The following is a 19,890-nucleotide window of genomic DNA, read 5'->3' as shown; positions in this document are numbered from 1 at the left end:
CAATGATTGATTGCGAAGGTTTAGTCAAAATATACAAAACCGATGACTTAGAGGTTGTCGCGCTCCAAGGCCTTAATTTAACGGTGGAAGACGGCGAGCTGATGGCGATTATCGGCAACAGCGGCAGCGGCAAGTCGACCCTTTTGAACACGCTCGGAGGGCTTGACCGCCCTTCGGCCGGCGCTGTCAAGGTAGGGCCTTGGGATTTGCTCAAAATTACGGAGGAAGAGCTAGTCAAATATAAGCGCGAAACCGTAGGCTTCATTTGGCAAAACAATGCGCGCAACTTGCTTCCTTATTTAACAGCCTTGGAAAATGTGGAGATGCCGATGATGCTGTCTGGCAAAGTCGACCGCGCTTACGCCAAGCAACTGCTGGAATGGGTGGGGCTTAAAGAAAGAATGTACAACAAGCTGCATCAACTCTCCGGAGGCGAGCAGCAGCGCGTCGCGATTGCGATTTCGCTGTCCAACCGTCCGAAGCTTCTGCTAGCGGATGAACCGACCGGCTCAGTCGATACGGCAACTTCCGATTTGATTATGAACATTTTCCGAAGGCTTAACCGCGAGATCGGAATTACCATTGTCATTGTTACGCATGATATGTCGCTAGCTAGCAAAGTAGACAGAGTTGTAGCGATACGAGACGGCTTGACCAGCACAGAGTTTATTAAGCGCAATCCCAACATTTCAGATGGGGGTGAGGTGGAGCAGCCTGTGGGCAAAGGTCTGAACAACGTACACGAAGCGTATGTCGTCGTCGACCGGGTAGGCCGCCTCCAGGTTCCGAAGGAATATTTAACCGCTCTGGGCATCAAAGACAAAGCGTCCATGGAATTCGACGGCGAAAAAATTATCATTTCATCGCCAAAATCATTAGGGGGTAAAAACGATGAATAACAAGGGCATTATGAAATCTCGTTTTGGCAAATGGGTTATGCTCAGCTTGTCTCTAACGCTGCTTGCAGGCCTTCTGTCCGCATGTAGCGGAGGCTCCGGGCCTGCAGATTCGGAAAATCGGGTGCTTCGGATTGGCGTATTGTACGGCGGTACGGATAACGAGCCTTATTTCCGCCAGCAATACACGGATATGTTCGAAATGCAGCATCCAAACATTCAGTTTGAAATCGTAGGCGCCATCAATTCCGACGATCAGCGATTTGAAACGACAGAGCCGGGCAAAGAGCAAGAGCAGCCGGATCCGTACGAAAAAATGAAGGAAATGTTGACGGGCCAAAATCCGGTTGACGTTGTTGTTCTCGACTACAACATGCTGCGCCGTTTCACGCAAGACAATTTGCTTTCCCCGCTGGATCCGATGATTCAAAAGGATAAGTTCGATCTTAGCGATTATGTTCCTACCGTTATCGACGGCATCAAAGCGGCGGGCGACAACAATATTTATGCCCTGACGCCGACATTTACTTCTGCGGCCTTGTACTATAATAAGAAAATTTTTGCCGAAAAAAATATCGAGCCGCCAACAGACAAAATGCAATGGGAAGAAATATTCAGCAAAGCTCGTCAAGTATCAAGCGGCGAAGACGCAGACCGCGTATTCGGCTTCTCTTTCAACCGTTGGGTAAACGATGCGTTCACCGATTCCCAAACATACAGCAAAGCTCAGGGGCTTCGTATTTGGGACGATAAAGGTGAAAACATGGTCGTGAACAACGATCAATGGGCTCAGGCTTGGGATACAATTGGAGCGCTGCATAAAGAAAAAATCGTTCCAAACCAAGAGTTTATGAATAAGCTTTATGAAAAAATGAACGCTTCGGGCGAGCCAAACAACGATCCGTTTTTCGGCGACCTGTTCCTGCAAGGAAATGTAGCCATGATGATCGGCGAGTCGTATTATATTAACGATTTGAGAAGAGCGAAAGACAACGCAGGCAAAGTAGAAGGGTTTGAAATGGTGGATTGGGACGTTGTCACGGTACCAGTCAGCGCAAACAGCCCGGATGCCGGCGGCAATATCGGTCTTAGCCAGTTGATGGGCATTAACTCAAAAGCTCAAAATCCGGACGACGCTTGGGAATTTATTAAGTTCTCCAACAGCAAAGAGTGGGCTAAGCTAAAATCCAGAAGCAATTACGAGCTCGTTGCCCGCAAAGAGTTCCTTAAGCCGGTTGGCGATATGACGTACAACATCGATGCGTTTACGCTGCTGAAGCCGCTTCCGCCTAGCAATGCTAACGAAGAGCAAATTTTCCGCGACAAGCCGGGCGTTTGGGAAGTTCAGAGCGTTGGCAGCCAATTGTTCCAGGAAGTTATTGAAGGTAAAAAGGAAACAAAAGCAGCGCTCGCTGAATGGGAAACAAGAGGCAACGCGATTTTGAAAGGCCAATCGGAAAACGGCGGGACGGGACAGCCGTTCCCAATGCCAATGCCAAGAGGCTAACAGAATGAAGCTGCAAGCTTGCAGCTAATGGAATTATACGATTGTCTGTCGACGGTACTTTGTCCATTGACAGCAAGCAAAGAAAAGCCGTTCCATCTGCGACAAAACGCGGATGGGACGGCTTTTTTGCATTCTTTTGGCTATAATACATTTTCTTAAATGTTCACGGTTAGATGGTCTTAATTCGAACCGGTTAACTGAAAGGATTGATATGCGGTCCAGCCGCCTTGATCGGTTTGATAGACCAAGTGCAGTCTATCTACAGCATTCGTGTATCGGATTTCTTTCATTCGAAGGTTGCCGTAAAGATCATGAAGCTCGTCTGGTGGCATATTGCGGCCTATTGTGACGTGCGGAGTAAATACTTGGTTAGACATTGGGATTGCGAGAGGGCCACTGCATATGGCCTCGTGAAGCCTCTCAACGGGCGAGGGGTCTTCCAGCGCAAAATAGAGTGTAGGAGTGACGGGAAAAAAGGTTGATACGCGATTAAATATGACGGTGAAAGGTGCGGTTGAGGCAGAAATTTTTTGCAAATGATCGACAGCAAGCTTGAGTTTCGTCTCATCCCATTCCTCTGCATCGCGAAGCGTCATGTGGGGCGGAATGTTGTTGTAATGCGGATCATGCCGAATTCTCCAATCATTGGCCGCGTCTTGCACTTCCTTTTCCGGAAATAGGGCGACTCCATATAACATTCCAATCATCTCCTTTACCATTGATCGCTTATTCTATAGTATACCCTATTTTTGAAGAGACTAAGAACTTTATACGCTTGTTTTCTGAATTTTTGGGTAATCTAAAGGAAACAACAGGAGAATACGGGAGGTAAAAGCTATGATTAAATGGGTTTATTGGCTGCGTTTGTACGAAACCAAGTTTCAAGCGGGTTGTTTGGTAAGAAGAATGGAAAACGACTGGTGGATATACGGATACGATTGTCCGCAGGAAATCGAGGTTTTTCAGTCTCGGAAGGGCAGATACGGTGTACGTTTTTTACCGTAGCATAAATTAGAAAAAATTGCTTGACTGTATAGAATGATCTATAGTATATTAATTCATGTCGCCATTAAAGATGCACTTGCCGAAATGGTTAACGTCGCGGGGTGGAGCAGCTCGGTAGCTCGTCGGGCTCATAACCCGAAGGCCGCAGGTTCAAATCCTGCCCCCGCAACCAAACTTGTCGATCAATACGTTGAAATATACGTTATTCGAGAGGGCCCTTAGCTCAGTTGGTTAGAGCGGTCGGCTCATAACCGATTGGTCGGGGGTTCGAGTCCCTCAGGGCCCACCATTTTCAAAAAGCAAGCATCCATTACCATGCCGGGGTGGCGGAACTGGCAGACGCACAGGACTTAAAATCCTGCGGTGGGTGACCACCGTACGGGTTCGATTCCCGTCCTCGGCACTTTTAATGACATTCCTCGTAGTTATACGGTTTTCTAGTTGGTTTGACTGAGATGTAACCATTAGAAAATGTCAGTATAATACGATACGTAAAGTACATAATCCTGTGTGATCAATATGATCTATAGGGTAAAATTAGCACCTTATAATCGCGCTTTTTTCGTTGCAAAACGAATAAAACGTGAAGGGGTGCTTTTTCTATGCCTGAAAAGCCAAAACCAGTTAGACGAAAGAATACGATTGCAGTCAGTGGGTACGATGCAGTAAACAACTCAGTCGAGGCAGAAGAATTCCAGACAGCTTCAAGTACATTCATTCGTCACTGTCACATACGCAATCTTTCTGATGGCACAATTACTTATTACAAGATGTGCGCTTACACGTATGATGGAATCAAAATGGATTAAGCGTCCCATGGATGTTGACGCAGATGCTATCCATAAATGTATTTTGTTAAAACGACAAGAAGGCGCTGTAGATACTACTATTGATAAGTACTTAAGAGGCTGGAGAGCGTTTTTTAACTTTTTAAACATTGAGGGCTATCTAAAGTAATCCGTTCGACAAAGTGGCTAAAATCAAATCTGAGCGTCGAATTATTGAGACATTTAGTAAACCACAAATTAAACAACTTCTTGAAACACCGAATAAGCAGACATTCACTGGATATCGTAACTTTGTAATCATGCTTCTTCTATTTGACACTGGTGTTCGAATTTCTGAATGTGAAGGGATTTTAATTCCAAACATCAATTGGAAAGAAAAACGGATCAATGTTTATGGGAAAGGACGAAAAGAACGATTCGTTCCATTTCAAAGGACTCTTGAAAGACACCTGAAGGAGTACATTTCGATTCGGGGTTTATTAGATCATGATTTTCTTTTCATTAACATCGATAATTCTCCAATTAAGAAGCGCACAATACGGGAGATAATTTCAGAAATAGGTGTTGCAGCAGGAGTCACGGGAGTAAGGGTAAGTCCTCATACTTTTCGACATACGATGGCCAAGATGTATGTGATGAATGGAGGAGATCCATTGTAGCTACAAATAATTCTGGGTCATGCAACTCTAGATATGGTTCGAACCTATGTAAATCTCTTCTCGTCAGACATCTCTAAAAAACATGAACGCCATTCACTGCTAGAGAATCTTTACCTAGAAGACTAAATTCATTAAACTAATAAAGCCGATTTCACTCTGACCCGGAGCTGAAGTCGGTTTTATTAGTTTAATGAATTGTCATTCATAGCAGAACAAATGTTCCTAAATAATAAATCCATCACTCAACAGGGATGGTGCCAATTCAATGTCCAAGAAACTAACCAACAACGGTATGTGGGAATTCAGCCGTATGATGCTGCCGGAGCACAAAATAAGATTAAACCAACTCGCACACGAACAAAAGAAGCGTCCACGAATCACTCTGGATGACCAGGAGTGGGAACTTATCTCCAAGCCGTAAACGACTCTCTGAGCCATCGTAGGAAGATAACCATTAGAATTTCCTCTGGAGGAATTGACTGTAGAGGGTGTTGTAGACATTGTAGATTCGTTGAAGGGAAGGTTCATGGTCGATGGGGAGTGGTTTGATATTAGGGATATTGAGAGTGCCAGAAATGATGAGTGAGATCTCATCCAAAGTCGAGACAAATTAATCGTGGTGTTGTATAGTTTACAATAGGTCTTAGATGTCAGATGAATGCAATTGGGGGAACAAGCAATGGCGCTGGCAGTGTTTTTGATTTTAGTAGGATTAGGCATTATGGCATTAGGATACAGTAGGAGAAAAATGGAGAAGTCATCTAGGAAATCGCTGATGCTAATAGCGGTTGCTTCCTTTTTGATAGGATGCATGGGTATGGCAGTAGAATTAGACCGAGGTACAACGGATAACGCACAGGAAATCGCAGCGCCTGAAGCGACACAGAAGCCTAAAGGAACACCTAAAGAGACAACTAAAGATTTGCCTACTCCAACTCCAACTACTGAACCAACGTTAAAAGAATTAGGGTTAGATGGACTTAAGGACTTGCCTGAATATACAGTTAACACTTACAAAGAAAACGATAAGATGCCCACGGCAAATGGTGAAATGAACTGCACTAGCAAAACTTGCTATCAGGTGATTTTCGATGTGCAAGTTGACACTCCAGAAGAGAAGGCACTCGATGAGAAACTAGATACGATACAACCATTGGGCGATCATGAAGTATCCACTTACGAAGTCGGCTTTTGGGCAAAAGACAATAAGAGATTGTTGGATGCAACGTTTCGTTAATGAAATGTATTTTTTCAAATGACTTCTAAGGGGATGGAACTTTTAATGGAATTGAATCAAATTAATTTAGAAGGAATCAGAAAACTGCATCAGACTAGTTATGTAAAAGAAGCGAATGATTTTCTTGAATTGGGATGGGTTTTGATTTAGTCTGCATCTTACTGACTATGGACATCCGGTTGAACGTCATCAAGATACAGTTTTCACTTTAGGTTGGAAGCATGAGGGCGAAATAAAGTATCCTATTGAAGATAAGCCAGACTACTCTATTTTTGTTCGAGACTAAAGAAGCTAGATTCGAATAGAAGATCATTACTTCGACTCAAGATATGAGAAAATAATAACGGAATTGTCTAAGGCGATTGGGGAAGACCAACTTAATGCAAAGATTGAATCAAACAATTCTGATGAATGGGAAGAGGGTGTAGCAGGGGAATATTTAACAGCTACATTAGGTATAACTCATGATCAATATCATAGAGCTACCTCAGGCAAGAAGAGTTACTTCCGTAAGTATTCTCAAGTTGAAGCATATGACTAAACTTAACAAAGCTCCCTCGGTTAGTATCTGAGGAGAGCTTTTTTAGAGCTTCCAGCTTAGTATTCATTAAGCGATAAGCAAATTTGTATTTTCCTAATTCTCTATGATATTCTATTGGTACAAATATACTATATTTCCAGAGGCAGTCACAGAATATGAGAGGATTTGCTGCTTCTGATGTCCTGAAAATTGCTGTTTTAGTTGGTGTACTTCTAGTGATTCTGTGAGGATTAAATAACCAAGATGTCGCGAGTGCAGCAATTGCAAATTTCATTACATCTTTCTTTAAAACGGTAACTGACATCGTTTCAGCGATGCTTACACCAATCTTCAATAAATAAATTTAAGGGGATTAGCGAATGTCTAATAAGGAATACCAAAAAAATGTCGTAGGTAAAATTGGTGGCCTAGATACCGTGGTTACAACAGGGAATGGAGAGTTTATTGTTAACGCTCGAGGTGGTAAGATTTATAAGGATCTGTGCAAGCACAAGCAACTTGAGATTACGGAGCAAGGTAACACGTATGAAGTATTGTCTGCTGGCATTCATCAATGGAATGGAGATCCACAAGCCATTGCAACAATCCAAGAAGGCAAGGAAACTATTGTATATTTAATTCCTAATGATTATTCCTCTTGGATTGACACTCTGCGTGCAAATAGCATGATGGGTAGAAAAGTGCTGCCTGCTAAGGTGAAATTCTCCCTTACTAATGGTCGTTATGGCGCTGATATTAAATAGGTAAACTCCAAGCTCTTTTCGGATAAATGCTCTCATCCGATAGGAGCTTTGTTTTTTTGACAGTAGTTCTGATGAATTATCAAAACCCTCTTGCACTAATAACAAACCTGAAATAAAATGGAAACCTATTCCGATTAGGGAGGTCAGAAGATGAGCGTATTATACAAAAAGTTCAATGATATGATCCCGACTAACGAAAGTTAAAGGAGCTATCCCTGCTCCTTGAAAGAAACATTTTTTCCATTTATTAATTGAATGAAAGTGAATAATCTTATCGGGCGAACAATCCTCGATTATCCAACTCATTTTAACCTCTTTTCTAAGCGGTTTCTTGATAAAATTATTATTGTGTTCTTGCTTGGTAAGGAAATGTTTTACACTTGAAATGATGTTTTATCCTTAATTGCTATTTCAAAATACAAATTCAATGTTTTAGATCCCTAGGTTAAAGGTTCATATATGGGATCTTCTAAAATTTTTGCGGAGGGGATGAGAAGCACTTAGTTCTCAGATGGAGGGGGTATTTATCTTGAGTAGTAACGATTTCTGTTTTATAACTGTCCCATAAAGTATTATTATTCAATTCAGCCAATGTTTTTGGGTAATAGATATTGTCTTTTCTTGTGTAGGATTGCTTTGCAGTTATGATTTGTTTAGTATTGAATTTTCTCTTTTATTGAAGTTGTATCTACAATTTTGAATGGAATTTAAAAAGTCAATTTCGATAATTAGGTCTTTATTGTAAATGGAATTTATAGTACTATGGAACTAAGTTTAGGAGTTCCATATTCACCAAATATAGGAGGACTTTCTCATGAATGCACTCACGATACTTAGACAATTGTTCCGTAAACTTACAAAAGATGAAGTAGCCTCGATTTTAAATGAGAGAAGTATGTTGCCAAATAAATATAAAAAAAAGAAAGAGCTCGAAAATTACTTTCTAGCTTTATCAAATATTATTGAGCCTGAAGAGGTTAAGGACTTAGTCGAAATGGCAGTACTTAAAAAAACAAAAGGGTTATCAGCATATACCCACAAATTAGTGAGCTTAAATGGAATAGACAAGCAGGATATCTCCAAGCTGATGAAAGACTTTCAAAAAAAGGATCATCCTTTCACCGACATATATACATTTACGCTGACTGTGGATTCTTTACAGGATTCGGTACTCACACTTACGTTTAGAATTAAGGAATACGCTGAATTTTGGAAAACTGGAGAGCGTAATCTTGGGAACTTATCTGCAATATATAATTGTCCTGTAGTTATAAACATGAATTCAAAAGTACTTACTATTTTTTCTGGTGATGACACCATACACGGATTAATAGATAGGTATATTGGGGAAATTATGAAATTACCTATTCAAGTTTATAGAATAATGGAGAAAACTAGTGCTTTGACGTGGAATGACAATGCTAGTTATAAGACAACATTATTTTTAGATTTTATTTATAACAGACTCAAGGATGCGGGGCTTTCATCCAGCTTCAGTAAGTTGAAATTTAAAATTGACAACAGTGATGCAGAAGACGTCACTATAAGTGGCAATGGAAATAACTTAATTAATTATGAACTTGCTTGTGAATATATCTCATTGGGTAAAGACATATTGCAATTTAAAATAAATGCAAGTTACGAAAAAGAAAATTTCTCGTGTTACTTTTCATTAAAGGGGAAAAATTTAGATGTTTTAAAAATAGTCGTAAACGATCTGCAAGATGATAAAGTGAAACAAAAAGTAATAGAATTTTTACAGAAAGAATACATTGAGATGTGTAACGAAGGAATTAAAAACCTTAAAAATATACAAGATAGGTTACAACAGATATATCGTAAATTTGTCGAAAAGAACACCCCTTATTAATTCAGTAATAACATAAGAGATAGGGAGTGGCAAAACTCTTGGAAATATCCGATAGAGATTGTACGCTATACTCCGTTGTTGTTTCAGATGAAATGCTAATTGATGGAAAGATAAATTCGTTTGATGAATTAACCTTGGAAGAGCGTCATTCTAAATTTTCGATATATATCTATTGTTGGCAAGATCCGATTAGATTTAATGATAAAGTAATTTCAAAGAACACAAAGAAAATCAAATTTTTATGGTTTCATGAAGAAAATACTCTTTGTTTTTTTGCTAATTCAGAGAGTGATCTTTACTATGTGACATCAAAGCTTGTACAGAAATGTAAATGGATATTACACAAAAAATTGCAATTTCAAAATCGGCTTGATGCAGTTTTTAGCAATAGCTCCTTTTTTTCCGAGTTAATATCAGTTGTAATAAAGCGACAAATAGGTGACGTTGAAAAGCTATTGACGATTTCTGTAAACCAGTTAAGTAGAGAAAAAAAGTTAAATCTTATATCTAGATATGAGGTTTGTAGTTTGAATTACTTCTTTTCAGGAATATATTTCTCGATTGATTGTAATTCAGTAATTTCATTTCATGATACAGATACTTTTGAAGAAATACTTATCATTGTAGAGGGAATTAATAATGAAAATTATAAGCATCATCAATAGATTTTATCCATATATTTTTTTAGTATTGTCTCCGTTGCTATTGCTGTATTTGAACTGTAAGTATCAAGTGGTAGACTTTTTCATAACTGATGAAATACATAATAAAGTGGAAATTTTTAGTTGGATGTTTGCAGGCATACTTTCTATTGTTTCTATTTTCGCATTATTCATCGGATTTGTATATGAAAATAAACTGTTGTCAGGTTCAAGAAACTTGCGAATAATATACAATCCAATTGCGCTTAATACTGATGAATTTAAACAAAGAATTACGGATTATCAAAGGGATATTGTTAGAGGTCATAACGTCAATGTTATATTTTACAATCTTCTGTTAATCACATTTTGTTCTATTTTTTCTTGGGGCTTAGTTGTTATGTTGTACATGGATAGTGATTATAAACTAGGATTTTCTGATCTCGCAGCTATTACAAATACTCTTATATTAATTTTTTGGGGTATTCTAACTATACTTCTTGTAAGTTTAACATACTTATTGAACAATATTAGACTAAATAAAGACCCGCTTGAAAAGGGAATGCTTCCAACTCTAGAAAAGTTGTCTGATTTTGATTTTATTAATAATCAAAATATAGATACTAACGAGTTCTTGAGGGTGATATCCCCTGAAATAAGATTTTATCAAAATAATACAGAAGATAATAATGATGTAGAGGTTTTCTTCCCAGTAAAGTTTAAAAATATAAAGGTAGTTATTAGAATATTAGATAAAGATAAGAATTTAGTCTTAAGAATTTTTGGTGTTTGTGGTGATGTTAATTATTTGGGTGAAAGCGTTAGATATCATGTAACATCTGAACTGACTGGAAAAGTTTATCGTTTACTGTACGTGGGTTCAAGTGCAGAATACAGGTATTATGATACAAATAATCAGATTATTACCCGTGTTATATGTTCTCTAACTTTGGTTAAGAATTCATTTACATTAATACCTATTCATGTAAAAGAGTTTACGGTTGATTCAAGAGAAATTGACTTTGTTCTTATACAGAATATCCAAACAGACAAATTTGTAATGCAGAATGAGAGCCAGAGAATTGTTAACTAATTATATATTGATGTTTGTATTATTTTCTAGGCACGTCTTGAGTATTAATAATCTATTCAAGTTTAGTTAAGCTTAATATAAACTTATACTGTAAATCGTTGGAATTAACAAATTTATAAATGGCATTAATAAATATAGGGTTTAAGACCTGCGGTGGGGTGACCACCGTACGGGTTCGATTCCCGTCCTCGGCACTTCTTAGTCTATAAGGGTTTTTAGAAAACCTAGAAACTATAATCAGTTAATAAATACCAAATGTTCTGGGTATCTAAAGATTCAGGATTTAGAGTATACAGGACTTAAAAAAGTGAAGACAAACTCCCTTTCAACACTTGCAGAAAACAAGTGATGAAGGGAGTTTTTTCATGGCAAAAATTACGAAAATAACGAATGTTCTATCTGTGAATTGGGTTGAAGCTTTAGAACAATTTTTATTTTGGAAGAAGACGTAAGGGATTAGCTAACAGCCACAGAAGGATTATAAGCAACAAGTAAGCCAATTCTTCAAGAGGTATCCTGACTCGTTTGAGGAGCCAGAGAATTTGAAGAATAATTTATTCCACTATCTTGGTCAAGACAATATCAAACCGTGTACATTCAATAATCGATTAATTTACCTCCGAACATTTTTGAACTGGTGTTTTGATCAAACAATTATTGAAGCTAACCCATTCCCATTGCAATAAAGAAACGTAAAGATGAAGGGCTTATTGTCAATATAGATCATCAAGTACTTAGACGGTTGCTTGAACTTCCAGATCAAAAAACTTTTGCTGAGCTACGCGATTTTGCGTTAATACTTTTAACGTTTGATACAGGAGTTCGGCCTAAAGAAGCGCTATTTTTATTTCTTCAAGATTTTATTCAAATTCACAAGAAATCTACATTACCAGTGAAAAGGCGAAAACGAGAGTAACGAGATCTTTAACGATATCTCTTCCAATAGTAAAAGCAATGCGGATAGGCTTGAAAATACATTGAAGCGTTAGGATATCATATTCGTCCTAATGATTTGAGACATTCGTGCGCACTTGAATATATTATAAATGGTGCGAATGCTTTAACACTTCAAAAGACACTTGGATATAGTGATTTAACTATGACTAAGCACTATGTAGCTTTGACAAACAATGATATAAAAAGAGAACATTCAGTATCAAGTCCGATCAATAGACTGACGCTGGAAACAAAACGACTACGGAATTTGTGATCAAATCACGTTACGGCTAGAGAGGACTAACTATGTTTAGCTAAAAAAATGAAAGTAATGTGAGAATTACTGTTTGTAGTATGAGTAAAAATTTGGATGACGACAATAAGTTGATTTGTTATGATAAAACTGCAAATCGGAAAGTATCGGTCGAAACAGACTCTTTGCAATTATTCGTAAGAGCTTTTTTTGTATTATGGGGGTAATTTTTTTGCCGCAACCTAGACCTTGTTTAGCTGAGATTATAGATGTAATGAAAGAAATTGGTGGTCATGGTACACTCGATGATATATATGAGCGCGTGTCTGAGTAATTGGTTACAATGCGCGTAATCGTCCTGACATTATCATCGTGAAGAATGCCACACTATCTGCTATTTGTTCAGAAGAGTTCGATGATGACAGCCCTTTGTTGAAGATGAAGCGAATACTAATTATCGAACTGAAGCGATGAGGCTTTGCAGGGCGTAGTGAGATGGATCAAGTAGGACTCTATGTGGAATATCTTCTTGAATTCTTGATATTTAAGCGGTACGCCAAGCATTAACGCGTTTGTTGTGGGGCATGAGATTGATCCCAAAATAACTTGGATCCGTAAGGTTGGAGGCAATCCTGAGAGGGGGCGCATTGAGGCGACTACCTTCGGTCAGTTGGTAAATACAGCCAATCAGCTATTGATGCGAGTCAGGGAGTAACTGACGATCGGTATAAGGGTTATACCGACTTTACGATCGTTTCAAAGGTGCTGAATGAACCCTATCAAGAGGTTTTGTTTGAGGATACGGAGTCTGCATAACTATGGTTATAAATGATTCACTATAATAAAAGAGGAGGGTTTAAAATGACAGCATCCAATGTAAAACTCAGGCTACAAAAGGATAACGTTCCATTGTGGGCACTTGGAGAACAGGATCATAGTTTTTGGTATTTTGAGAATGAACACGGAGAACAATGGGTAGCGAAGCGTGAGGCAGATACACTCTATATTTCAGGGGTAGATATCGATTGGAGAGAGTTTCATCTAACGTTAGAAGAGGCATATGGGGAACGTGAACGGATTAATACTATTCTGACTGCTAAATTGTTATCAGGGATCCCAGAGTTAGGTGAATTTGTTGGAGAGAACTACGTGGGAGTACTAGCTGCACGGCAACGGCAGTTTGTTAAGTTGCCTCTATCTCAGCTTATAATGGATACTTGCGAACTGCTCTGGGTGGTGTCTATCCTAACAGCAGCTATTCCAGGGATGGAGTGGGATCGAAAGAAAGCACAGAAAAGCTAAACTGACCTGGGGAATATCTATGAGAATTATAATAAATTAAACTGGAGTCTCTGATGGATAACAAAATTCATGATCTGTTGCGGGAGGGTACACTACAATCCCAGATGGAACTCATCTCACTTCTTATTAACAGATCAGAAAATAAGCAGAGTAACATCTCGTATTACAGAATATTTCGACAATATCTGATTGATTTTAAGATTAGCGTAGCAACTCCATTTATGATGGTGGGCCCAAAAAGGGGATTGTCTTGTTTTGTTTCAGAATTTCTATCTTTATATGTAACTGTTCGTGATTATGAGGAGCAGGCAGCATTATTGAAAGATCTCTTGCAAGATTTAGCTGATCTCAGTCATTCAAAGAGACCGATGTTAAAAATGACTGTTGCTCAGAATTTGCTTCAGGTACTTCAACAGTTGGAAGCTAGCAGGTTCCTAGCCCGTAATCATAATGGCATACCACTAAGATTCTATTTTGTACCATATGGAAACACAAGCATGAATGCGGGCTACTTTCCACATCTTAATTTGGTAGTTATTTATAAGTGCGATATAAATAACGGAGAACACCCAGAATATGTATTCATGCACGAGCTGGGTCATGTATTTCAACTTTATACAACAAGGAATTTAACAGCCGTACCAGACTCCTTCAAGAAAGTCACGAGAGGGATGTTTAAATCTTGTCCAGAGGAAGTGTTAGTTGAGGTTTTTGCAGATTGCTTTTCTGTTGCTGTCATGAAAGGAACTCCATTTGAAGAAAAGAATCCTTTTTGTACTTTATTTTTGCAGGAGCATCAGATACTACTCAAAGAGTACTTCTCATCACTGTTTGTAACCAAAAGAAAGTAACGAGGGTGGAAGGTGGCGTAGAGGTAAGTTCACGGCTGTTGTTGTTTAAGAGAGATATCCTCTTGACTCAATTGTATTAATGCAATACATTATTGTTGTGAATAAGATAATGTATAGAAACAATACAATTTTGAGGTGAGTGGATGAGAGGGAGTTTAGAGCTATTTAAGGAATGGTATTGTCATAACAAAGCGGATGTTCAAAGAGATTTTCAAAAGTACATTGAGCAATATGCATCAGACACTGAAGAGTCATATAGCAAAATAATGTATGACTTATGTGAAAGGTTTCAACGGGCACTTGATAGCTGCAGTCTCCCAAAATTAACGGATGATTGGTGGTATTATGACTACGCACAGACCAATGATGGTATAGATCTTAGGCTTTATTACTGTGATGAGTTTAACCTAGATGATAATGGGGAGCTAGAGTCTTCTACATCTACAGAGGAGTTTACCTTGTTAAGTGTGAAATGTGATTATTTGAAAGTAGAACAGTTTGCTAAGATTAACAATGTATCTGATATAACGGTTCGTCAATGGATTCGCAGGGGAAAACTACGGACAGCAAAAAAAGTAGGTAGGGACTGGCTTATTCCCTCCATCGCGCCTAAACCTGCAAGAGGGTTTAGGGCTGCTTCTTACCACTGGGAGAGGCTTCCTACAATGTTATCGGATTCGTTTCCTTATCTTAATGGATACGATTGCATTTATATCTTTCAGAATAAGGAAGTGAAAAATCAGTTTGAGGGTATCTTGGGATATCCAGGACAGAGCAATAGAATGAAAGTTGCGTTACCTATTCAGGATAGAGAAAAGCTGGAGTTAGCGCTTATTAGTAGCGGTGTTGTGCGCGTTGAGGAGTTCTCATTTAGTTAATGACAGGAAGCCGGTTTAAGGAGAGGACAGGATGGTTTTTTATGCTTCAGCAGCCAGTAAGGCGCTACAAAGCACGATTACAGAAAATAACATTCGAACGATGTATCATCAATGTTTGACATACTATCCAGGCGACTTTGTTCATCGAGTATTGCTTTATGAAGATGGTAGAACCGAATATCATAGGATTATGAGGGGGAGTATTGAGCTAGCTGATGTCCGAAAGGGGAACGCAGTCATTGCATTACAAACATTGGAGTTTAATAAGGAGGCAGTAGCAGATGTGGAAGCATTTGTTGCTAACTGTACGAAGTCAGCCTTATATAAACTACAAAAACTCGTGAAAGGATGAATGTGTATGAAGACAAATAAAGAATATCAAGTAGAAGTAGAAAAGAAATATGGGAAGCCCCTTAAAGTTATAATGCATGAACTCATTGTAGAATGCGGCATGGATCAATGGGATGGCTCAACTAAACTCGGAGTACCCAAAGAAACATTCATAGTCTGGAGAACTAAGTTTCGCCTTGGTCCTGATCAAAGGAGAGCGGATTTAGCCGAGCAAATGCGAAATAAAACACATCAAGAATATAAAGAAGAGCTGGTTAATGTTGATCTTAAAAGGCCATTCGAATATAAAATTGAAAAATCTTTAAGAGGTTTTAAGGAAGTTATTGAAAGAATGGTGGAGTTGGAAAAGCAACGAAGGGTGTTATCTGATATTGGTGCTATTGGAGATATTTCGCATATGATGCGAATTGCAACGCTAGAAAGCATAGTTTCATATCTAGATCAATATGACTTATCAGAGCTACACAAGACTTTTGAGCACGATGTAGAGCATTTAAAAACAATAATGCGTAGGGAGAGTAGATGGATAATAAGCTAGATACTATTTTAGAAGAAGTGCAACCTGAATTCAATTAACTGATATTGGTCAAATCGATTTACAGAATTAATGGTCGCTATGACTACTCCCGCAGGTGCTAATGTACCCGTAGAAAGACACGTAGCGTGATCCTCGGACAGGCATTAAAAGCGAACTTTCGTTCTTGTTCATTGTTGGATATAATTAATGTAGCTACACAGGATTCTAGATTCATTGGTAGTTACGAATCCTTTAAAGTTAAAGCAGTATAGATTGTGCGAAATCTAGTATCCACGCGGTTTTTGCGGGGCTGGCAAGACGCTAAAGAACTTAAAATTCTGCGGTGAACCTGATCGATTCTCATCCTATGTACTATTTTCTATAAGCCCATAGTTCATTAAAGAAAGTTAAAAATAAGTGGGCGATATATATTCAGTGAAATGAAAAATCTTCTGCGATCGAGAAGTAATGGAAGCATAAAAAAGACCATATAATTCGTAATATTCAATTTGATCCGAATATTACGAATTATATGGTCTTTTTTTATCGTAACTAATAAACAAAAAAATTATATAATAGCAAAGGGGGGAGATGTATTATTAAGAAGTTTTTACAGACGTCCCCTTTATACCCTATATTTTAATTACGCGGAGGGTAATTTATTTTTCGTTATTAAAAACACAAATGCTGGAGTTTAATATGTCAATTCTATTTTTAATGATGTACTCTTTACAATCATCGATTGAAGGGGAGTCACCTAAAAGTATCAAATCGTTTTCAATTGGATGATATAAGAACCATTTCTTTACTCCATCAGCCACGTATAGTGCAGGAAGTTCACCGAATCTGGAGTTAAAGAACTTGATTACATGATATGTAGCTGGAATTAGTATACTTACTGAAAAGATTAATGATAAAACGATTGATGTTAGTATATAAACAGTGGAATTATTTAAAATTACTTTTGAAATTGTAGTACCCGAATAATAAGAAATTAAAATATAGCAACTTGTTATATATATTAAAGATAAGTAGATAAGAATATTTTTAGATACGAGATTAGAAGTAGTATAACTTTTATCGATTAAATTACTTATTGTGAAAAATAAGAAGAAAAGTGAAAGAATAATTAAACAGATGACCGCTATTAGTTTGTTATAATTTATCTTTGAGTAATGAAATGCGAGAGTCATAAATGCAAGCATTAATGTAGATATAAATACGTGTACAAAATATTGTAATGCTCTTACTGTAAGTCTCCTTTCTTTTGTCATTATCACCTTTTCAATTGGACTTGATGAGTAGAGAGTTACAGGTTTAAATTTCAATAAAAATAAAAGCAGTGAGATAATACTTGCTGGTACTCCAATGATTGATAAAAGTGAAGTTAGCGCCTCCATTAATACACCTCCATAAGATTGCACTACATAGATCATTATACCTATTTATGGAGATGCTTGTAAGATGGAGTGGGATTAATTGTCTGATTTTCGAAATTGAAAAAGTAAGCATGTGTTTCTCGTCTATTTTCGATGTCAGTTGTATTCTTGTTAAAAATTTGATAGCAATTCCAAGCTCAGGCACTTCAAATAGATTAGTACATCTTTTAAGCGGCACTTCGAAAGCATTCCTTTTTGAGAGGTCATAAGTAACAAAAGTAATAAGGGGGATAAGGTTTGAAGATATATAACAAGCTTGTACGTGATAAGATCCCACAGATTATAGAGAGAAATGGAAAGCAATGTGACATTAGAATTCTTGATGAGGCAGAATACGGAGCTGCATTAAACTCGAAGTTGCAAGAAGAACTAAAGGAGTTTTTTGAGGCAAAAAACGTAAATGAGCAGATGGAAGAATTAGCGGATCTATTAGAGGTGGTATATAGTATTGCCGAAAGCAAAGGAGTAGCAGTTGAGGATTTAGAAAAGATTCGTTTAAGCAAGCGTGTTGAACGAGGTGGATTTGAGAAGAGAATTATGCTGCTAACTAGCTATGAGTAAGTTGTTCTCATCACGAGGGACAAGAAATTCGCAATAAAAAGGTACACGGAAGTCACGAAAGCTGCGGAAGGAGTTCTTTATTTTATGGAAATGATATTAAATACAACAACAATCGAAGTAATCCAAGGAGATATAACAAAATCGCAATTAGAATGTATCGTGAACGCGGCCAACACAAGTTTGCTTGGAGGGGGTGGCGTCGATGGAGCTATTCACCGGGCGGGAGGGAAGGAAATCCTGGATCAGTGCATTCGGATTAGAAACGCCCAAGGCAACTGCAAGATAGGGAACGCAGTAATCACAACTGGCGGAAAACTTCATGCCAAGTATGTCATTCACACTGTTGGGCCGGTATGGAACGGCGGAAATAAGGATGAGCCCGAGAAATTAAGCAACTGTTATAGAAACACACTTCATCTCGCTGTTGAAAATGGAATTCAAACGATAGCTTTTCCCAATATCAGCACGGGCATCTATGGCTACCCAAAGGACAAGGCGGCTGAAGTGGCAGTGGCTGCTGTTGCAGACTTTGTAGAGAAAAACGCGGCTGCCATTAGTAGAATACAATTTGTTTGCTTTGATCGTGAAAACTATGAAATTTACATAGAGAAGTTAAAGTCATTGTCGGAACAAATGAAGTAAGAAAGGGGAATTGAAAAATCTATAGAGATTTGAAATAAAGCTCTGAAATGAAGCTCCTTAATGTTCATCGCCTCACATTCGCGTTGTATCGTTTCATTACGATTAATGCGTGAATGGAGGCTTTTTTAGTTTAATAATATCAATTTAATCATTTCATGAAAAAAGGAAGTAATTTTTTCTTTAAATCAATTAATATCTAAATTATCAATTGTAAAATTAATCCATAGGACTTAATATTAAACTATTCTTTTACAAGGGTTTAAAAAAGCTTCTCGTTCGCTATCGAATTATTTTCTAAAGTTCAAGGATGGTTTCAAAACTTTAAATATTTTCAACCTGCAATGAAAATGTATAGCATTCATCATAGAGGAGGAACAAATATGGATCTCAAAAAACTAAACTCACTAACGAAGTACCCTAGCATTTTGACCTACCACAAGCTGGGGGAAAGAGGCAGACTGACGGAGGAGCTGGCAGAAGATCGTGGGTACTTTAAGGAATCTGATCAATTATATGTTTATGAAAAAGTGGATGGAGAAAATGCGCGTATTGTCTTTTTCAAAAATGAATCTGGCGAAATCGATTACGTAATGGGCTCGCGAGAAGAATTGTTATATGCCAAAGGTGACCGGATTGGGAATCCATACGGGAATATCGCCGAGTTTTTAAAGCCAATTGCAGAAAAGTTTGTCGAAAATAACTTCCCGGCAGGCGATTGGGCTTTAACCGTTGTATACCAAGAGTCGTATGGCGGGAAAACAAAAGCCGCAAAAAACTATACCGACAACAAAATTCAATCCTACAGAGTTTTTGATGTTTTTTCCTTATCGGAGTCTGAGCTAGACGAGCTGCTCTCTTTGCCAGCCGAAAAGATTGCGGAATGGAGAGAACATGGGAAGCAGCCATTTTACAACGAGGAAGCGAAGCTAAAATTTGTACAGGACAATGAGCTTGAGTACGCTCCTCTTCTACATGAAATCAGCGGAGCCGATTTCCCTAGAACATTAGAAGACACTTTCAACTTTTTAAAGCAGTTCGAGCGCACGAAAGTTGGAATCGACGCAAATGGCAAGTCGGAGGGCGTCATTGTGCGCACAGTGGATAGAAGGCAAATTAGAAAGATTCGTTTCGAGGATTACGAAAGAACCTTTAGAAAATAAATCACTATAACAACTATGGC

At 38.2% G+C, this 19,890-nt stretch carries 20 protein-coding genes and 3 tRNA genes; 21 read left to right on the top strand and 2 right to left on the bottom strand.

Annotated features, from left to right (window positions below; all coding sequences use genetic code 11):
* Positions 1-2 precede the first annotated feature (2 nt).
* Both ACFQZE_RS08400 and ACFQZE_RS08395 read left to right on the top strand, forming a co-directional pair.
* Positions 3-899 carry an ABC transporter ATP-binding protein gene (locus tag ACFQZE_RS08400; protein WP_379355729.1) on the top strand — a complete coding sequence of 299 codons (897 nt, stop codon included), beginning with the start codon at positions 3-5 and terminating at the stop codon, positions 897-899.
* A complete protein-coding gene (locus ACFQZE_RS08395; protein ID WP_379355727.1) occupies positions 892-2,403 on the top strand; it encodes an ABC transporter substrate-binding protein in 1,512 nt (503 codons plus the stop codon). The genes ACFQZE_RS08400 and ACFQZE_RS08395 overlap by 8 nt, the downstream gene beginning before the upstream one ends.
* A 179-nt stretch (positions 2,404-2,582) precedes the next feature.
* Here ACFQZE_RS08395 and ACFQZE_RS08390 read toward each other — a convergent pair whose 3' ends face one another.
* Positions 2,583-3,101 carry a 2'-5' RNA ligase family protein gene (locus tag ACFQZE_RS08390; RefSeq protein ID WP_379355725.1) on the bottom strand — a complete coding sequence of 173 codons (519 nt, stop codon included), beginning with the start codon at positions 3,099-3,101 and terminating at the stop codon, positions 2,583-2,585.
* Positions 3,102-3,240: 139 nt separating this feature from the next.
* Here ACFQZE_RS08390 and ACFQZE_RS08385 point away from each other — a divergent pair, with 139 nt between their 5' ends.
* From ACFQZE_RS08385 to ACFQZE_RS08310, 16 genes are all read left to right on the top strand, one after another.
* Positions 3,241-3,408 (top strand): hypothetical protein, encoded by a 168-nt coding sequence (locus tag ACFQZE_RS08385; protein ID WP_379357048.1) that lies wholly within the window; start codon positions 3,241-3,243, stop codon positions 3,406-3,408.
* Positions 3,409-3,503: 95 nt separating this feature from the next.
* A tRNA-Met gene (locus tag ACFQZE_RS08380) sits at positions 3,504-3,580 on the top strand.
* Between the two features lie 40 nt (positions 3,581-3,620).
* Positions 3,621-3,697 (top strand) — tRNA-Ile (locus ACFQZE_RS08375).
* A gap of 28 nt (positions 3,698-3,725) precedes the next feature.
* Positions 3,726-3,811: transfer RNA gene (locus tag ACFQZE_RS08370), tRNA-Leu, on the top strand.
* Between the two features lie 567 nt (positions 3,812-4,378).
* The gene (locus ACFQZE_RS08365) at positions 4,379-4,855 is read left to right on the top strand and encodes a tyrosine-type recombinase/integrase (protein ID WP_379355723.1); all 477 of its coding nucleotides are present in this window, start codon (positions 4,379-4,381) and stop codon (positions 4,853-4,855) included.
* A 679-nt stretch (positions 4,856-5,534) separates the two neighbouring features.
* Positions 5,535-6,092: a hypothetical protein gene (locus tag ACFQZE_RS08360; protein WP_379355721.1), complete on the top strand. Its 558-nt coding sequence runs from the start codon at positions 5,535-5,537 to the stop codon at positions 6,090-6,092.
* 900 nt (positions 6,093-6,992) lie between these two features.
* A complete protein-coding gene (locus ACFQZE_RS08355; RefSeq protein ID WP_379355719.1) occupies positions 6,993-7,376 on the top strand; it encodes a hypothetical protein in 384 nt (127 codons plus the stop codon).
* 814 nt (positions 7,377-8,190) lie between these two features.
* Positions 8,191-9,246, top strand: a complete 1,056-nt coding sequence (locus ACFQZE_RS08350) for a hypothetical protein (RefSeq protein WP_379355717.1) — start codon at positions 8,191-8,193, stop codon at positions 9,244-9,246.
* 26 nt (positions 9,247-9,272) lie between these two features.
* Positions 9,273-9,911, top strand: coding sequence for a hypothetical protein (locus ACFQZE_RS08345; RefSeq protein ID WP_379355715.1), 639 nt, complete (start codon positions 9,273-9,275; stop codon positions 9,909-9,911).
* Entirely contained in the window at positions 9,886-10,980 is a 1,095-nt protein-coding gene (locus ACFQZE_RS08340) for a hypothetical protein (RefSeq protein ID WP_379355713.1), read from the top strand. Before ACFQZE_RS08345 ends, ACFQZE_RS08340 begins: the two co-directional genes overlap by 26 nt.
* A 976-nt stretch (positions 10,981-11,956) precedes the next feature.
* Positions 11,957-12,190, top strand: a complete 234-nt coding sequence (locus tag ACFQZE_RS08335) for a tyrosine-type recombinase/integrase (protein WP_379356977.1) — start codon at positions 11,957-11,959, stop codon at positions 12,188-12,190.
* 840 nt (positions 12,191-13,030) lie between these two features.
* Positions 13,031-13,471 carry a hypothetical protein gene (locus ACFQZE_RS08330; protein ID WP_379355711.1) on the top strand — a complete coding sequence of 147 codons (441 nt, stop codon included), beginning with the start codon at positions 13,031-13,033 and terminating at the stop codon, positions 13,469-13,471.
* A 53-nt stretch (positions 13,472-13,524) separates the two neighbouring features.
* On the top strand, positions 13,525-14,322 hold the full coding sequence (locus ACFQZE_RS08325; RefSeq protein WP_379355709.1) for a hypothetical protein: 798 nt from the start codon (positions 13,525-13,527) through the stop codon (positions 14,320-14,322).
* A 143-nt stretch (positions 14,323-14,465) separates the two neighbouring features.
* Positions 14,466-15,200, top strand: a complete 735-nt coding sequence (locus ACFQZE_RS08320; protein ID WP_379355707.1) for a helix-turn-helix domain-containing protein — start codon at positions 14,466-14,468, stop codon at positions 15,198-15,200.
* Between the two features lie 31 nt (positions 15,201-15,231).
* Complete coding sequence (locus ACFQZE_RS08315; RefSeq protein ID WP_379355705.1) at positions 15,232-15,552, top strand: hypothetical protein; 321 nt, start codon at positions 15,232-15,234, stop codon at positions 15,550-15,552.
* Between the two features lie 6 nt (positions 15,553-15,558).
* Positions 15,559-16,089: a hypothetical protein gene (locus ACFQZE_RS08310; RefSeq protein WP_379355703.1), complete on the top strand. Its 531-nt coding sequence runs from the start codon at positions 15,559-15,561 to the stop codon at positions 16,087-16,089.
* A 638-nt stretch (positions 16,090-16,727) separates the two neighbouring features.
* Here ACFQZE_RS08310 and ACFQZE_RS08305 read toward each other — a convergent pair.
* Positions 16,728-17,468 carry a hypothetical protein gene (locus ACFQZE_RS08305; RefSeq protein WP_379355701.1) on the bottom strand — a complete coding sequence of 247 codons (741 nt, stop codon included), beginning with the start codon at positions 17,466-17,468 and terminating at the stop codon, positions 16,728-16,730.
* Between the two features lie 276 nt (positions 17,469-17,744).
* Between ACFQZE_RS08305 and ACFQZE_RS08300 the strand changes: the two genes are divergently transcribed.
* The 3 genes from ACFQZE_RS08300 to ACFQZE_RS08290 all read left to right on the top strand — a co-directional run bounded on the left by ACFQZE_RS08300 (position 17,745) and on the right by ACFQZE_RS08290 (position 19,870).
* Complete coding sequence (locus tag ACFQZE_RS08300) at positions 17,745-18,068, top strand: pyrophosphohydrolase domain-containing protein (protein ID WP_379355699.1); 324 nt, start codon at positions 17,745-17,747, stop codon at positions 18,066-18,068.
* A gap of 84 nt (positions 18,069-18,152) precedes the next feature.
* Positions 18,153-18,710: an O-acetyl-ADP-ribose deacetylase gene (locus ACFQZE_RS08295; RefSeq protein WP_379355697.1), complete on the top strand. Its 558-nt coding sequence runs from the start codon at positions 18,153-18,155 to the stop codon at positions 18,708-18,710.
* 380 nt (positions 18,711-19,090) lie between these two features.
* Positions 19,091-19,870, top strand: coding sequence for an RNA ligase family protein (locus ACFQZE_RS08290; protein WP_379355695.1), 780 nt, complete (start codon positions 19,091-19,093; stop codon positions 19,868-19,870).
* The last annotated feature ends 20 nt before the right edge of the window (positions 19,871-19,890 follow it).

The organism is Paenibacillus sp. GCM10027627 (assembly GCF_042675505.1).
Lineage (GTDB): Bacteria > Bacillota > Bacilli > Paenibacillales > Paenibacillaceae > Pristimantibacillus.
This window is presented reverse-complemented; position numbering and strand designations above follow the sequence as displayed.

Excerpts from the sequence above, each read along its gene's own strand:
- ACFQZE_RS08400 (WP_379355729.1), top strand. The coding sequence starts at position 3 with ATGATTGATTGCGAAGGTTTAGTCAAAATATACAAAACCGATGACTTA.
- ACFQZE_RS08395 (WP_379355727.1), top strand. The coding sequence starts at position 892 with ATGAATAACAAGGGCATTATGAAATCTCGTTTTGGCAAATGGGTTATG.
- ACFQZE_RS08390 (WP_379355725.1), bottom strand. The coding sequence starts at position 3,101 with ATGTTATATGGAGTCGCCCTATTTCCGGAAAAGGAAGTGCAAGACGCG.
- ACFQZE_RS08385 (WP_379357048.1), top strand. The coding sequence starts at position 3,241 with ATGATTAAATGGGTTTATTGGCTGCGTTTGTACGAAACCAAGTTTCAA.
- ACFQZE_RS08360 (WP_379355721.1), top strand. The coding sequence starts at position 5,535 with ATGGCGCTGGCAGTGTTTTTGATTTTAGTAGGATTAGGCATTATGGCA.
- ACFQZE_RS08355 (WP_379355719.1), top strand. The coding sequence starts at position 6,993 with ATGTCTAATAAGGAATACCAAAAAAATGTCGTAGGTAAAATTGGTGGC.
- ACFQZE_RS08350 (WP_379355717.1), top strand. The coding sequence starts at position 8,191 with ATGAATGCACTCACGATACTTAGACAATTGTTCCGTAAACTTACAAAA.
- ACFQZE_RS08340 (WP_379355713.1), top strand. The coding sequence starts at position 9,886 with ATGAAAATTATAAGCATCATCAATAGATTTTATCCATATATTTTTTTA.
- ACFQZE_RS08330 (WP_379355711.1), top strand. The coding sequence starts at position 13,031 with ATGACAGCATCCAATGTAAAACTCAGGCTACAAAAGGATAACGTTCCA.
- ACFQZE_RS08325 (WP_379355709.1), top strand. The coding sequence starts at position 13,525 with ATGGATAACAAAATTCATGATCTGTTGCGGGAGGGTACACTACAATCC.
- ACFQZE_RS08320 (WP_379355707.1), top strand. The coding sequence starts at position 14,466 with ATGAGAGGGAGTTTAGAGCTATTTAAGGAATGGTATTGTCATAACAAA.
- ACFQZE_RS08315 (WP_379355705.1), top strand. The coding sequence starts at position 15,232 with ATGGTTTTTTATGCTTCAGCAGCCAGTAAGGCGCTACAAAGCACGATT.
- ACFQZE_RS08310 (WP_379355703.1), top strand. The coding sequence starts at position 15,559 with ATGAAGACAAATAAAGAATATCAAGTAGAAGTAGAAAAGAAATATGGG.
- ACFQZE_RS08305 (WP_379355701.1), bottom strand. The coding sequence starts at position 17,468 with ATGGAGGCGCTAACTTCACTTTTATCAATCATTGGAGTACCAGCAAGT.
- ACFQZE_RS08295 (WP_379355697.1), top strand. The coding sequence starts at position 18,153 with ATGGAAATGATATTAAATACAACAACAATCGAAGTAATCCAAGGAGAT.
- ACFQZE_RS08290 (WP_379355695.1), top strand. The coding sequence starts at position 19,091 with ATGGATCTCAAAAAACTAAACTCACTAACGAAGTACCCTAGCATTTTG.